Source organism: Paenibacillus sp. P4_A9, from assembly GCF_056402415.1.
The window spans coordinates 51,477-65,715 of sequence record NZ_JBFUHL010000035.1 but is presented as its reverse complement, the minus strand read 5'-3'; the positions used below and the strand labels follow the sequence as shown (position 1 = coordinate 65,715).

The 14,239-nt window shown below is 44.7% G+C and carries 13 protein-coding genes; 11 read left to right on the top strand and 2 right to left on the bottom strand.

All coding sequences use genetic code 11. From position 1 onward, the window contains the following. The first annotated feature begins 152 nt into the window (after positions 1-152). From AC1DVJ_RS20405 to AC1DVJ_RS20380, 6 genes are all read left to right on the top strand, one after another. Entirely contained in the window at positions 153-1,958 is a 1,806-nt protein-coding gene (locus AC1DVJ_RS20405) for a glycoside hydrolase family 36 protein (protein WP_477593061.1), read from the top strand. A 481-nt stretch (positions 1,959-2,439) separates the two neighbouring features. Continuing rightward, on the top strand, positions 2,440-2,709 hold the full coding sequence (locus AC1DVJ_RS20400; protein WP_477593060.1) for a hypothetical protein: 270 nt from the start codon (positions 2,440-2,442) through the stop codon (positions 2,707-2,709). A 340-nt stretch (positions 2,710-3,049) separates the two neighbouring features. Beyond that, entirely contained in the window at positions 3,050-4,573 is a 1,524-nt protein-coding gene (locus AC1DVJ_RS20395; protein ID WP_477593059.1) for a spore germination protein, read from the top strand. Further along, entirely contained in the window at positions 4,573-5,781 is a 1,209-nt protein-coding gene (locus AC1DVJ_RS20390) for a Ger(x)C family spore germination protein (RefSeq protein ID WP_477593058.1), read from the top strand. Before AC1DVJ_RS20395 ends, AC1DVJ_RS20390 begins: the two co-directional genes overlap by 1 nt. Beyond that, positions 5,778-5,990 (top strand): hypothetical protein, encoded by a 213-nt coding sequence (locus AC1DVJ_RS20385; protein ID WP_477593057.1) that lies wholly within the window; start codon positions 5,778-5,780, stop codon positions 5,988-5,990. Before AC1DVJ_RS20390 ends, AC1DVJ_RS20385 begins: the two co-directional genes overlap by 4 nt. Positions 5,991-6,019: 29 nt before the next feature. Further along, positions 6,020-7,117 carry a GerAB/ArcD/ProY family transporter gene (locus tag AC1DVJ_RS20380; RefSeq protein WP_477593056.1) on the top strand — a complete coding sequence of 366 codons (1,098 nt, stop codon included), beginning with the start codon at positions 6,020-6,022 and terminating at the stop codon, positions 7,115-7,117. A 36-nt stretch (positions 7,118-7,153) separates the two neighbouring features. Here AC1DVJ_RS20380 and AC1DVJ_RS20375 read toward each other — a convergent pair whose 3' ends face one another. Together AC1DVJ_RS20375 and AC1DVJ_RS20370 are read right to left on the bottom strand one after the other, a co-directional pair. After that, positions 7,154-7,969: a DUF2935 domain-containing protein gene (locus tag AC1DVJ_RS20375; protein WP_477593055.1), complete on the bottom strand. Its 816-nt coding sequence runs from the start codon at positions 7,967-7,969 to the stop codon at positions 7,154-7,156. 200 nt (positions 7,970-8,169) lie between these two features. After that, the gene (locus AC1DVJ_RS20370) at positions 8,170-9,252 is read right to left on the bottom strand and encodes a stalk domain-containing protein (protein ID WP_477593054.1); all 1,083 of its coding nucleotides are present in this window, start codon (positions 9,250-9,252) and stop codon (positions 8,170-8,172) included. 272 nt (positions 9,253-9,524) lie between these two features. Here AC1DVJ_RS20370 and AC1DVJ_RS20365 point away from each other — a divergent pair, with 272 nt between their 5' ends. The 5 genes from AC1DVJ_RS20365 (at position 9,525) to AC1DVJ_RS20345 (ending at position 14,204) form a co-directional block, all read left to right on the top strand. Beyond that, positions 9,525-10,205: a 2-phosphosulfolactate phosphatase gene (locus tag AC1DVJ_RS20365; protein ID WP_477593053.1), complete on the top strand. Its 681-nt coding sequence runs from the start codon at positions 9,525-9,527 to the stop codon at positions 10,203-10,205. Between the two features lie 66 nt (positions 10,206-10,271). Then, a complete protein-coding gene (locus AC1DVJ_RS20360) occupies positions 10,272-11,714 on the top strand; it encodes an alkaline phosphatase family protein (protein ID WP_477593052.1) in 1,443 nt (480 codons plus the stop codon). A gap of 118 nt (positions 11,715-11,832) precedes the next feature. Beyond that, positions 11,833-12,555: a glycerophosphodiester phosphodiesterase gene (locus AC1DVJ_RS20355; protein WP_477593051.1), complete on the top strand. Its 723-nt coding sequence runs from the start codon at positions 11,833-11,835 to the stop codon at positions 12,553-12,555. Positions 12,556-12,739: 184 nt separating this feature from the next. Further along, entirely contained in the window at positions 12,740-13,327 is a 588-nt protein-coding gene (locus tag AC1DVJ_RS20350) for a histidine phosphatase family protein (protein ID WP_477593050.1), read from the top strand. 229 nt (positions 13,328-13,556) lie between these two features. Next, complete coding sequence (locus tag AC1DVJ_RS20345) at positions 13,557-14,204, top strand: GntR family transcriptional regulator (RefSeq protein ID WP_477593049.1); 648 nt, start codon at positions 13,557-13,559, stop codon at positions 14,202-14,204. Positions 14,205-14,239: the final 35 nt, after the last annotated feature.

Sequence of the window (14,239 nt, the reverse complement as noted above, 5' to 3'; positions counted from 1 at the left end):
TTAAATCATCTCCGAACTATCATTATATCTTCTATTATGCCCCATTTTTGTTCGGAGTAATCAATTATCAACAATAAAATTTAACATAGCCTTTTGATAAGATTGATGACATAGTTTTGCTAATACTACTAATAAAATCGGGGGATTGGACGATGAATGAAAACAAATTTTATTTGAAAAAAGCGGATTGGGCAGTAAGGCTTATAGGAGAAGGAGGGGGTACCCCTCATCATGTTGAGTTACAGACGGAGTGGAACGGGGACAGCTGCGCTTCCAAGCTGATTAATCGTGGGGATAAGGACTACAACGTTAAAGAAATTGTACTATTTCAGAGAGATTTGCCTTTCGATGTAAGCACTCCCGTCTACGGTGAAGGCTATAGCAAGCTCTCTCAATACGTCGGAACTATCGATACCGTTAGTACCATAACGGGTTATTGCGACCATGGCCATTACAAAATTCCTCAAGCTGAAGACTTCCAAACCGTGTACAATCTTGCATTGTTTTCTCCTAAGGATGCTGATCATATTCTGATGGCCTTCACCTCTTGCCATCGTTTTAACGGAGAGATTCGATTTGGTCAGGGAACAATTGAAATTGTGCTTGTAACGGATGGAGTACGCTTGGAGTCTGGTCAAACGTGGCAATTGGAAGATTTCATATTAGTCCAAGGGCCTGATCACAATACTCTTTTTAAGCAAATAGCCGAGGCCATTCGTATACATCATCCTCTCTTACAAGTGGAGGAAACACCAACAGGGTGGTGTTCCTGGTATTGGTATGGACCTCAGGTGAAAGAAGAAAATATTTTAGCCAATATGGATGAAATGTCCACTGAATATCCGGAGCTCAAATATGTGCAAATCGACGATGGTTATCAAGCATACATGGGGGATTGGTTGACTCCAGGTCCTGCCTTTAAAGATATGAAAAAGCTGTGCCGTTCGATCCTTGAAAAAGGGCTTGAGCCAGCCATTTGGGTAGCCCCCTTTATTGCGGAGAAAGATTCGAACTTATTCAAGAATCATCCGAATTGGTTTATAAAAGACGCCAGTGGTAACCCACTCCCTTCGGATATTGTCTCATTTGGCGGCTGGCGCAACGGTCCTTGGTACATGTTGGATGGCACTCATCCTGATGCACAGAACTACTTAACGCATGTATTTAGGACGATGAGGGAAGATTGGGGCAGTAAATACTTTAAATTGGATGCGAATATGTGGGGCGCTCTGCATGGCGGTACTTATTATAAGCCTAATACAACAAGGGTAGAGGCTTATCGCGAAGGGATGAAAGCCGTGCTCCAAGGGGCAGGAGTCGACAGCTTTGTACTCGGTTGCAATGCACCGATGTGGCCTTCTCTAGGAGTGGTTCACGGCATGAGAGTGTCAGACGATTTTTCGAGAACATGGGAAAAATTTAATAAGAATGCTACAGAAATCTTCTGGCGGAATTGGCAGCATAACCAGTTGTGGGTCAATGATCCGGATTGTGTTTTGCTAGAAAACAAATCATCGGAGCAAATCGGTCCTGACGGGAAAGTAATCACTACTAATAACGGATTAACGGATGATGAATTTCTCTTTCATGCGACATCTATTTATTGCTCCGGAGGGATGGTTCTGTCAGGCGATAACTTGATGGAGCATTCCGAGAAAACAAAATCAAGGCTGCGGAAGCTGCTTAAACCAACGGATGTACCGGCACAATTTGTTGACAATGGATTCAAAGTCGGCCGAATCGATCTTGGCCACCAACAATTGGTTGCTGTGTTTAACCGGGTGGATGAACCCGCCACTTTGGAAGTGAGCCTCCCACAGTCTTGTTTGATCCGCGATTTCTGGACGGATGAGGAGTTAGGCTTTTATTCTGAGAAGATTACGGTTGAGCTTCGTCCACATCATGCTAGACTTTACGTTTGTGATACAAAGGGTATCCAGTCAGACCACATAAATTAGTATCACCAAAGGCTGGTTTCAACGTAGAGAACCGTATTATATCTCAAAGATTGATCATTGCGCTAACGGATAACGAGAGTTGAGTAAATGTTACACAATTGAAATCTTATTTTCATCTTGTATTAATCATTAAAGGTTATAATAAAAGCCGACCCCCTTTAAAATATAAACTTAGACCCGCAGCCCGTTGCTGTGGGTTTCTTTTTGTTATTAAACTAAAGGGAGATATGCGAAGTTGAAACAAATTGACTACACAACACGTCAAAGATGGAAATAACCCTAATGAGAAATGAATGAACCGTATTTCATCTGTTAGCTTCATGTTTGTCGCTGGTTACACTGGAATTGGAAAAACATATTTTGCTTGGGAAATGATAAGAGAATTTAACGATTTAACAATGGCGTAACTTCAGTTCTATTAACCCAAGCTGCTTATATCGATAATGAAAGGGAATTTATTCTTTTATTATTGAGAGAGGAAATGGCATTTTACAAAAATAAGCCTAAAGCAGATTTGAAAACAATCCTATTAAAGAAATTATCAAATTGTAGGTATCTAGTAATTGATGATTCACAAAATCTATTAATTTCACGTAAGTTATTAATGAATCATTTCTCGTTTATGTCATGGTTTGTGAATGAGACTAATATAAAAGTTTTATACTTAGGTACAGTTCCATTTGAAGGCATGCTTGAAGATTACGATATAATTTATAAAAGAAGCGTTGTATATAATTTAAAGGCATCTTAGGAACATTATTGTTCACAAAAAAACACGAGCCAAAATCGGCATCGTGTTTTTTTGTGCAGCAACGATCAATTAGCGACAAATCATCTTACAAAAACCATGCGAAACGACAAATCATAACCAAAAGCAGTGCTTAAAAAACGACAAAACAAGTTACAATTCACACTTCTTCTTTGCTGCTGCTGTCTGTAGAGGAGGTGTAGTAGTATTTTTATTTATTATTTTGGGGCTGCATTTTTAATTTCGATCAAAGGCTTGTATGAGGTTTTTACATAATTTAGAAGCAGAATGAACATAACTATATGTAATGTTGTCATCGCTTATCGTGGAGGTATTTGCGCTTATGTCAAAAGAGTACGAAGATAAAGCACTAATGAACGAAACGATAAGCAGCATTCTGACATCCTCATTGGAAGAAAACGAAGCCGTATTAAAGAATACGTTTCATTCTTGCTCGGACGTGATGTTCCGCACTTTTCAAATTTGCGGTCAAAAAAACGCACTTCTCTTATATATAGATGGATTAATCGAAGAACAACAGTTGGACGTATCGCTGCTAAAATCGCTTATGTCAGGTAGCACATCCGAACCGTTGGACGATAAGCAAGACATTCTTTCATTTCTGCAAAATCAATTAATTGCCATTAGCCAAGTGAAAAGAGCAGCGAATATTCCAAGTATTGTTCAACATGTATTGAAGGGCTCTATTGTCATGTTGATAGCGGGTCAAATGGAAGCGCTCGTTCTCAACATTCCAGGCGGGAAAACAAGAGCCGTCGAGCAGTCTTCCTCGGAAGGCACGGTTCGAGGTCCTCGCGATTCGTTCACCGAAAGCATTCGGACCAATACAAGTTTAATCCGCAGAAGAATACGTTCCGCTCGACTGAAAATCGAGTCGCTAACCGTAGGGGAATTAACCCAAACAGATGTGGCGATCGTCTATCTTGAGGATATTGCTAATGCGACCGTCATCCAAGAAATCAAGTCAAGAATTCAAAACATTCAGATCGATGGCGTGCTGGAATCGGGGTATATTGAACAATTTATCGAAGAACGCTCGTATTCTCCCTTTCCTCAGTATCTCGTTACAGAACGACCGGATTATGTCGTATCCGCATTATTGGAAGGACGAGTTGCGGTAATGACCGACGGCTCCCCATTCATCATCAGTGGTCCAATGTCTTTCTGGGGATTTCTTCAGGCGGGAGAGGACTATTACGACCGTGTTCTGTTTGCGAATTTGAATCGTTTTTTACGGCTAATTTTAACCATGATTGCTCTGGTCTTACCCTCCGTATATGTAGCGTTAACCACGTTCCATCAGCAAATGATTCCGACAAAACTGATATTAAGTATTTCCTCCGCCAGGGAGGGTATCCCATTTCCTGCAATAGTAGAAGCGCTGATTATGGAAAGCACATTCGAGGGTTTACGTGAAGCCGGAGTTCGTTTGCCTAAGCAAATTGGTCAAGCCGTCAGTATCGTGGGCGGCCTTGTCGTCGGTCAAGCAGCCGTGCTAGCCGGTATTGTTTCGGCCCCAATGGTTATTGTGGTGTCATTAACGGGAATTGCATCGTTTGTCATACCCCGGTATAATTTTTCGTTTGCTTTTCGGATTCTGAGGTTCCCAATGATCCTGCTTGCTGGGATGTTTGGACTTTATGGCATTACGGTAGGACTGCTTTGTATATTAATCCACCTTGCAGGCCTCAAGTCGCTCGGCGTTCCTTATTTATTTCCAATGGCACCGGTTAGCTTTCAAGGACTCAAGGATACTATTTTTCGGGCACCTTTATGGACAATGTATTTCCGTCCTGGGCAGGAAGGGAAGCGACAAACCCGCATACCGAAAGGACAGAAACCGTAATGTGCAGAGAAGAAAACAGGCCCTACAAGAAAGCGCTGACGTTCCTTTTGCTTATGTTGGTTCCGCTTTTGAGCGGTTGTTGGGATAGAGTGGAAATGAATGACCTTGCCCTTTTTATGGCATCTGGGCTGGATATAACCGAGGATGGCCGTATATTTGTTTCTATTCAGGTACCTATCCCTACCCCCCATACAGAGGGGAGTACGTTAGGAACACTTGGCAAAACGTATTACGTAATATCTGCCTCGGGGACCAATATTTATGATGTAGAGAGAAAGTGTCAACAACTGCTTTCGCGAAAATTTTTTAAAGGACATCGCCGGGTTGTCTTCATTGGAGAAACATTTGCCAAAAAGGGAATAAAGGAAATTTTGGATTACTATTCCAGGGATCCGGCGACCCGACTTCGGACTTACCTTGTTGTGGCCAAAGGCAAACAGGCCGTTGAACTGATGAGAATGGATCATCCTTATGAACGAATACCGTCAGAGGAGGTTCGAGAATTGGAGCGTAACGGAGTCGGTACGGCGGTTACGTTCCGGGACTTTTTGATGAACCAGGAAAGAGCCGGAATCGTGCCCGTATTGGGAGCAGTAGAGATTCAGAAACCCCAGACTTTGGTTGAAAAAGAAGATGAAAAGTCGAAGCTAAATGTATTCCATCTCTCCTCGACAGCGGTAATGAAAAATAACAAATTAGTGGGATACCTGAATGACATTGAAACGAGAAGCCTCAGGTGGATTAAAGGTGAATTAAAGCATGAATATCTGGCCGAAAGGATTCCAGAGGCCGGAGGTAGTGTCGGCGTTGTTTTGAAGAAAACAGATAGAAAAATAAAAACGGTTATAAAAGACGGCAAAGCAACTATTCATATCGAGCTGAGTGGTGATGGCTCGCTTAATGAAAGTAATGTAGAGCTGGATATCAGTCGTTCGGAGAACGTAGATATGATTGAACAAGGACTTAATAAACTGATTACGGAGCAAACGCTTAAAAGCATAAAGAAAGCGCAAACGGAATTGAAATCTGACATATTCGGGTTCGGACTTTTAGTGCATCAATATCAATTTGGGACATGGAAAACGGTGAGGGAAGATTGGGATACTATTTTTACAAATGCAGAGGTATTCGTAGATACCCAAATCCACCTGAGAAGAGCCGGTATGATTAATTCTTCTCTAGATAACAAAGGAGTTCACACCGAATGACGAATATAGCGATGTACTCGTTCTTCGTTGCCTTTCTCTTCTGGTTACAACTGAAGCTAATAAAAAAGACGGCGCAAATGAAGGAATATGTTACTGTAGGGCTCATTTTAACATTGTCCACCGTTGTCGGTTTGTGTATGACGATGGGTATTCAAATCATGAGCCCCTCTATGATTTTGCAAAAATGGCTCTCGATTTTATTGAAATGACGATGACGAATCGGAGAAGGGACTCGTAGATGAAAAGCTCTGGATTAAACATCCTTATCTCAAATACTGAGCTTTGGGCTCTCATGTTCATATTTATAGTAGCAAGCTCGATGTCGTTGCCCATCGGTTACACCACCGGGCATGATTCTTGGATATCCGCCGTCATCGGTAGCCTTGCAGGGCTCTGTATTGCTTGGGTGTATGCGACACTTTGCAGAAGATTCCCGCAAAAGTCGGTAATCGGAATTGCGCAGACCTTACTTGGCACCTGGATGGGGAAAACGATTGGGATTTTGTATGCAGGGTACGGTTTCCAGCTAGGGGCTTATGTCTTGCGCAATTTTGAAGATCTTACAGGAGCCGTATTACTGCCACGAACCCCGAGCGTTGTGATCAGTTTGATCATGATCTCAATTGCCGCTTGGGCCGCTTATCAAGGGATTGAAGTTATGTGTAGATGCGCGCTTATATTAATCCTTGTTGTGGTATTGCAATCCGTTATATTCATTGTGTTGTCGATACAGGATATGAATCCAGGCAATCTATTTCCTGTGTTAGAAACAGGTTGGCTTCCCGTGTTCAACGGAGCCGCGCAAATCGCAACATTCCCTTTGGGCGAGTCGGTGCTATTTGTCATGATCATTCCTTTCGTTAACTGCGTCGACAAAGTAAAAAAGACGGTCCTCTCCGTAATCGGGTTGTCCGGCTTATGGTTGATCACATCCCATCTCGTGAATATCCTGGTAATGGGAGAGCTCGCGAGTAAACAAATTTTTCCCTCTTATATGTCCGCAATGTACATCTCTGTAGGTGACTTTTTCGAACGCATCGAGCCGATCGTGTTTACCGTTTGGGTTTTTGGTGAATTCATGAAGCTTACCGTTTGTCTATTTGTTGCCTCTATAGCTCTAGCCCAGACGATTGGGAGCCGAAATTACCAGATTTACATCATACCTCTAGGGTTGGCGCTGTGTGAGCTATCTCTGTTTCTCCATCCTAATCAGCTGGAAGTAATCCAGTTTCAGCAGCAGATTTGGCCATGGCTTTCAGTGCCTTTCCAGATTGTGATTCCTCTGGTCTTGCTGCTTTGCTCTCTATTAAAACGGAGAAGAGTCGAACCATCATAGAGGTAGCGAAGGGTGAGGCTATGTCTATATATATGATTAGTTCACGGCTCTAGGTTTGGAAGGATCGCAATCAGGGCGGGGTACACCTGGAGCAGCTTGAGAGAGTTTAGTCAAATAATAGCACTCTTCCCGATACATATGATCGGGCACTAGCACTGTTAATGTACTCAACAATTCCTTATCGGCTGTGAGTTCCTGTACTTCGGACAGAAATTTCATGAAGAGGAGCATAACGGTATTAGCTTCGTGATTAAACCGGCGCAAAGCAGGGAAATCCACCAAAGAAGTTCGCATATAACCCGCCAGCTCGTTCGCTTTTAAATATAAGGACTGAAAAATGCTTTCGAATTCCCCGCTCTTGTTTTTCCAACTCTTCTCTACCATATCAAATTCGCCTGACAATATGTCCGCGTGGCCGGCTGCATCTAGAAGCCATACTAAATGCTGGTGAACCGCCGGTCCTGAAGGAGGCAGTTGGCCGCTTGTCAGTGCCGCAAAAACGCGCATCCCTTCTTCGAGCTCATCGACCATATGATTCAAAAATGTTGGTGCAAGGCTGATGAGGATATTCCCCGTCAGCGACCGTTGCAGCAAATGAAGCTTAAAGGCACGCAATTGTGAGGTCCAAGGATTGACAGCTTGAAGTAAGGCAGCGATACCCCTGCTATCAAGGTTCATCCTGGCTGAATCCAACATACTATCAAAGGCTTGAACGAACTGTTTCGCTCTGGATATTTCTGCATCCTCGCCTGAAGCCAACGAATCCCGGATAAACTTAGCATGATCACCCAAAACCTCCAGCCAAAACCGGAGCTCAAAGAGAGCGCCGTCCTCAAAGCCCATTTTCGTCATGTTCTATAGCTCCCTATTTAAGATGGTATCACATTCTTGTATTACACTATGTAAATGCCGGCTTGTCAGATGCTTAACTAGTGCACGGAGTCCTTTGACTAACTCCATTGTAGGGGAAAGGCAGTAAATATCTGCACCTGAAGAATAAAAAAGCCATGAAATTCAATGGAGGTTGAATTTCATGGCTTTGTAGAAATCGTTTATCTTCTAGCAGTGAAGCCAACAAAAGTTTTTGTGTTGAAATCGAACACGACTGTCAACGGTCCAAGCAGCTCATCTTGGTCTGTATTGTAAGTAACCGTCACGAAATTACCGTTCGCAGCTTGAACGTCTGTGAGCAATTTCTTCTGCTCGTCTGTGGAAGCCAATACGCCTACCTCTTTAGAGGCGACGATTTGAACGGCTGCTTCGTCTTGCTTCGTTGCAATATGGGATGCTTGATCCTTCACTTGCGCCCATGCCAAGTTGCGGAATTCCTGCGCTGTTTCTGGCGACAGTTTCGGAGTGCCTGTTACAGGCGCTTGAGCCTGAACAACGAGAAGGTACACAGGGCTTTGCGGAGGTAGGCTTTTCGTTTCAAATGGACCGTAGTAGGCTTTTACTTTCGTGCCGGCTTTCAGGTCCTCCCATTTCAAGGATTCGCCTTGAGACGTCATGACGCGAGTTTCTTTACCGCCGTTAAGTACCAAATTGTCGCCTAATTGAACTTGCCAGCCATCATCCGTATGTTTCACATCTTTGATTGTATCTTCTTTGACCGAGCGGTCTGCGTGAACATTAATGCTTACAGCATGGGCTTGGCCCGGATAGCTCATCGCCATTGCTGGTCCGAACTCGGCGTCGATTTGAGTACCGGCTTTAAGATCGGCTGCAGTTAGTGTTTTACCGTCTAGGCTCTTGATGGCAGTCGATTTGTCTACGGTTAAAATGACCCATGTGCTGCCAAGCAGCTCGATGCGAGTATTACCGTCTTCCTTAGCCTGTACACTTACGATCACACCGGATGCATCCATCAGGTCAACCGCGTCGTCCAGCTCGATCTCTTTGTTCGCTTCATCGTAATTTACCGTATATCCAAGCTGAGTCGCAGCGTCGCGTACTGGGAGGTAAGCTTTTCCATCAATGTAGACAGGCGTTAGCTTGCTGTCTTGTCCGTTAACAAGAATCTTTACATCTTTTTGTAAGTAACCTGTAACCTTTTCTACCAAATCCTCAGCTCCGACTGCGGCCGTTGTGCCGAGTATCCCAGCCAAAGTTAATATGACAGTTAGTTTCTTCTTCATAGTCATAGTGCTCCTTCCGATGTTTGAAATTTATGGTTAATCATATTGACAATCCATCAGACGGAGGTTTGTTCGAATAGGTTGCAGTTGTCCAAAATTATGTTGTAAGATTTATGCACTTTGGAAGCTGTAAGGCTGCGGTTGACCTTTGTATATGCTTGAAAAGTTTGTTGTCTTTTTGTGTTGTATAAAAAATCTATCCAAAAAATAACTATTGCATTAAGATGGAAGAAACTTCTTGAAAGGAGAAATGAGAACTGGAGATTAACATATTGCAATTAATAGAAGGTGCTAGAGCAGCCAAAGGGCTGGCTGTTATTATCGATGTATTCAGAGCATTCTCCACTGCCTGCTATGCTTCAAAGAACGGAGCCAAAAAGATTATTCCAGTTGGCGATATCGAAACAGCATATCGTTTGAAGAGGGAAAATCCAGATTATATTTTGATGGGAGAGCGCCACGGAGAAATACAGCCTGGTTTTGATTATGGGAATTCGCCAACCCATATCGAGCATACTGATTTCACTGGGAAAACGATCGTTCATACAACCAGCGCTGGTACACAAGGGATTGTGAACGCTATTCATGCGGATGAAATCATCACTGGAAGCTTTGTAAATGCCGAGGCTATCGTAAGATATATCAAAAAGAAACAACCTCAGCAAGTTTCGCTGGTATGCATGGGCTGGAATGGCACTGAGCATGCCGATGAAGATACTTTATTGGCGGAATATCTTAAGAACGCATTGGAGGGGAGAATCAACGATTTCGACCGGATCGTTAAGTTTTTAAGTGATGAAAGCACGACTGGCAGGTTTTTGGATATGACAAGCAGAGAGTCTGCCCCGGAAAAGGATTTCGATTTGTGCCTCGATCTGAATAGATTCAACTTTGTGTTGAAAGCGGAACAAGGCGCGGATGAAATATGGCAGTTCAGGAAAATCGGAAATTAATTTGTCATTGAGATGGAGGAAGGTTAAATGAGGGCTGAAGAAAATACAACCGACCACAACCGGCGCGTGCTGGTCATCGGCGCCGACGGAATGCGGCCGGATACAGTGGACCCACAATTGATGCCGACATACGCCAAACTTATTGAAAAAGGAACTCTGTTCACTGAATTTTATGCTGCATATCCCCCTCATACCCGCGTCAGTATGACCACTTTCACAACGGGAGTCTACCCTGGCCGGCACGGTGTCATAAACAACCTAATGTATATCCCTGGCTTTCATAAGGACGGGTTGCTGCAGACAGGAAACGATCAGCATCTTCTTGAATATGGTAGCCTTATGGGAGAGCCGTTTCTTCTATGTCCTACTTTAGGCGACAGACTGCATGCTAGGGGTAGCCGACTGTCGGTAGCCGGATCAGGGTCGCCGGGCGCTTCACTTCTGTGGAATTTGAACCACCCAGAATTAGTGATTAATCCTTCTTCCGATTATGGCGAAACCGCGATTGCTGCTCTGCAGCAGCTGCTTGGCGAAGTGCCAGCCGAATCCGGCGGTGTGAAAGAACAGCGTGCTCAGTGGGCCACTCGCGCCCTTATTGATGTACATCTGCCGAATCCAGATAACAAGGTGATGGTGCTGTGGCTGGCCGAGCCTGATACGGCCCTGCATAATTATGGAATCGGCTCGCCGGAAGCCTGTGAAGCACTGCAGGTAGTAGACCGCTGTGTCGCGCAGGTATTGGAAGCCATAGACCGTTTGGGGTTAGTAGAGCAGCTTGATATATTGCTAATGAGCGATCACGGACATTCGAGCATTAATGCTATTGGATCACTGGAAGTGCATCTACAGCGGGCGGTTCACGAACTCGGACTAACTTCTAGGTTTATCGTAACGAGCAATAATATTTATGGGGACATGGATACAACTGTGCAACAAGCCGATGCGGCCCAATTGGTGAAGTGGTTGCTTCAGCAAGAGTGGTGCGACGCTGTATTCACCAGCTCCTCAGAGCTTATGAATCTTTCTGGTGTCATGAGCATGGAGACTCTAACCGGCCCCATTCGGCACAATCGGGTTCCTTTGCTTACCATCAGCCCCAAATGGTCTGATGATGTCAACGAATTTGGGGTTCCTGGCATAGTTAGCACACTGACCAACAAGTCGTCCAACAAGAAATCCACGCACGGATCGACCTCTCCGTTCGACCTGCACGCTTTCTGTCTCGGTTACGGTCCGAGCTTTAGAGAAGGCTGCATATCAGATATCCCCAGCGGGATTGTCGATATAGCGCCTACAATTTGCCATCTTGTCGGCATTCCGGAGGAAACGGGTTTTGATGGCAGGGTTCTTCTCGAGGGATTGAAGGGATCAAAGGATTTCCCGTTTGAAGGGGAAAAGTTGATTATTCGAAGCGAGAACAGCATAGGATTATGTGTAGCTCAAGTTAACGGGACACGTTATGTACACGGGACGGTACCAGGTAACGAGAGAACAATCAGACCGGAGTAGACACAAAAGGCTTATGAACTTTTTTGTAGAAAATGTCAGACGCTACGTTGAAGGTAAGCGTTTGATTAACGAGCTTTCCCAGAATCAATTGGACGGAAATTAATAAGGAGGGGTCACTATGTTCTTAAACCTAGCACACCGGGGAGCTTCACATTATGCTCCTGAAAATACGCTTGCAGCCTTCTATAAAGGTATTGAGATGGGGGCGAACGGGCTCGAAACGGACTTGAAAATATCCAAGGACGGCGTCGTCTTCCTTCATCACGATAAGGATCTCGCTCGGACGACGAACGGTACGGGGGCTCCAGCGGACTATACTTGGAGTGAATTGCAGGAGTTGGACGCTGGCAGCTGGTTTTCTCAGCTTTACACGGGGGAGAGACTAATTTCGCTAGAACAATTTCTACATCTGTTCGGCCGCAAACCGCTTTTTCTTGTCTTAGAGCTTAAGGATCGCAACATTGAAGAACAAGTGCTGGAGCAGATTACACGATTCAGGATCAAAGAGCGGGTAACGATCACCTCGTCCATCTATGATAATCTCCAAGCTGTTCGAGCCAAGGATGCTTCGATAAAACTAGGCCAAATTGTTAAAAAAATTGATGAAGATGCCATCGCCTTGCTGAGGGAAATCGGGGCTCAGCAAATTTGTCCGAAAGTCCAGCAATTGACGGTGGAAGACGTGCAATTGGCTCAATCACATGGCTTAGAAGTAAGAGCTTGCGGAATTAAAGATTCTGAAGAGTTCATGCATTTCGCTTTGAACTGCGGCGTGATGGGGATGACGATTAATAATCCCGATGTTTTGTACGAGGCACTTTCGACTAGAAAGGAAAGCTGACTACATGGAATGCGGAAGAATACGTAAGCGGTTGCAAAAGGACTATCTCAATCCGGACGGAAGCCTTTTAAACAAGGCGATTTACAAGGTACCCCAGATGAAATGAGTTATGCACAACGGAATTCTAGAGCTGGTTTTGGAGAGGGTATTATGATAAATGTAGGAGTTTAAAGGGGCGATTTGAATGACATGGCTCGGACTTGTTCGTCACGGGAGTACGAATTGGAATTTGGAGAAAAGAGTGCAGGGGCAGACCGATATTCCTCTTAATGCCGAGGGGAGAGCGCAAGGGCGGCTTTTGGCGGACCGTCTAAACAATGAGAAATGGGACGTAATTTATTCCAGCGATTTGTCACGTGCAGCGGAAACTGCCAATATCGTGGCTACTGCTTTAGGCGGTGTTCCTGTGATTCTCGACGAGCGGCTGCGCGAAGTGAATTACGGGCAAAAAGAGGGAACTACGGAAGAGGAACGATTGTCGAGATGGGGTCCTGACTGGAAGGACCGCGATCTCCCGGGCAGGGAGGATCCAATTGTGTTGCGAGCTCGTGGAATGTCATTTGTGTATGACATGATACAGAGACATCCAAACGATCGTGTTTTGGTCTTCAGTCATAAGGGATGGATCAAATCACTGTTGCAGCACCTGGTACCTCACGAGCAGATGATTAGCTCATTGCATAACACATCCGTTACCAGTTTAAAGTTTGTAGGTGATCAATGGATTTGTGAATTATTTAACTGTGCTAAGCATCTTAATGAAAACGATTGAAACCAGGTTTTATCTATTGCTGCAGGGCGTTCTTTTGATTTTGCAATCGGGGACCGCCTGGAGTTTATTCCCAATCATTGGTACACGAACCTCGATGGGTGGTGTTCTGGAAGAGATACTCTTGCTTCCATGAGGAAGCCGCTCAAAAACAATTGACACCCATGCAGTCAGTGGATTATATTGGAAACATCTAGATAAAGTGTGATCACATATCACGGAAAGAGGGAAAATGAAGCAGGAAGTAATCGAGATTTCGGCCGTGAACAAGGAAGTGTACGACCGACTTCGCAAACAAATCACGCAAGCTATGATCGTCCCCGGCGAGCGGATCTCACTTCGTCAGATCGCCGCCGCCTTCGGCGTCAGTACTATGCCAGTCCGGGAGGCGTTGAGACAGCTGCAGGCCGAAGGATTTATTCGCTATGAGAATCGCAGCGTAGTGGTGAGGCAGCTGACATTGGCCGAAGTGGAGGAGGTATTCGAAATCCGGATATCACTAGAAACGTTGGCTACCGAGAGGGCGCTTCCGAAGATCAATCAGAGCGATATTGAGCAATTAATGTCTATTCTGGTGCGGATGGATGCAGCAGACATCAATCACGCTGAATGGCTGCTGCTTAATCGGCAGTTCCATCTACAGTTCTACACATGCTCCGACTCGCCCCATCTGATTCAACTGATCCGCAATGTTTGGGACACTGTCGAGCCTTATATGAACATTTATACCTCCTCCGTCAGTTCGCTGCACCAAGCTATGGCCGAGCACCATGAACTTCTCGGTTACATCCAGGAGCGAAAGCTGAAAGAGCTGTTACAGTTGACCCTCAAGCATCTGAAATACACCTTTAATGTCATTAAGAGTGGATTGGAGAAATAGCACCGGAACTTCTAGAAGAGCGGGGTGGCCAATTG

Bases quoted from the DNA above. Each gene is read 5' to 3' on its own strand.
- AC1DVJ_RS20350 (WP_477593050.1), top strand. From the start codon at position 12,740: ATGACATGGCTCGGACTTGTTCGTCACGGGAGTACGAATTGGAATTTG.
- AC1DVJ_RS20395 (WP_477593059.1), top strand. From the start codon at position 3,050: ATGTCAAAAGAGTACGAAGATAAAGCACTAATGAACGAAACGATAAGC.
- AC1DVJ_RS20380 (WP_477593056.1), top strand. From the start codon at position 6,020: ATGAAAAGCTCTGGATTAAACATCCTTATCTCAAATACTGAGCTTTGG.
- AC1DVJ_RS20400 (WP_477593060.1), top strand. From the start codon at position 2,440: ATGGCATTTTACAAAAATAAGCCTAAAGCAGATTTGAAAACAATCCTA.
- AC1DVJ_RS20370 (WP_477593054.1), bottom strand. From the start codon at position 9,252: ATGAAGAAGAAACTAACTGTCATATTAACTTTGGCTGGGATACTCGGC.
- AC1DVJ_RS20390 (WP_477593058.1), top strand. From the start codon at position 4,573: ATGTGCAGAGAAGAAAACAGGCCCTACAAGAAAGCGCTGACGTTCCTT.
- AC1DVJ_RS20405 (WP_477593061.1), top strand. From the start codon at position 153: ATGAATGAAAACAAATTTTATTTGAAAAAAGCGGATTGGGCAGTAAGG.
- AC1DVJ_RS20355 (WP_477593051.1), top strand. From the start codon at position 11,833: ATGTTCTTAAACCTAGCACACCGGGGAGCTTCACATTATGCTCCTGAA.
- AC1DVJ_RS20385 (WP_477593057.1), top strand. From the start codon at position 5,778: ATGACGAATATAGCGATGTACTCGTTCTTCGTTGCCTTTCTCTTCTGG.
- AC1DVJ_RS20375 (WP_477593055.1), bottom strand. From the start codon at position 7,969: ATGACGAAAATGGGCTTTGAGGACGGCGCTCTCTTTGAGCTCCGGTTT.
- AC1DVJ_RS20345 (WP_477593049.1), top strand. From the start codon at position 13,557: ATGAAGCAGGAAGTAATCGAGATTTCGGCCGTGAACAAGGAAGTGTAC.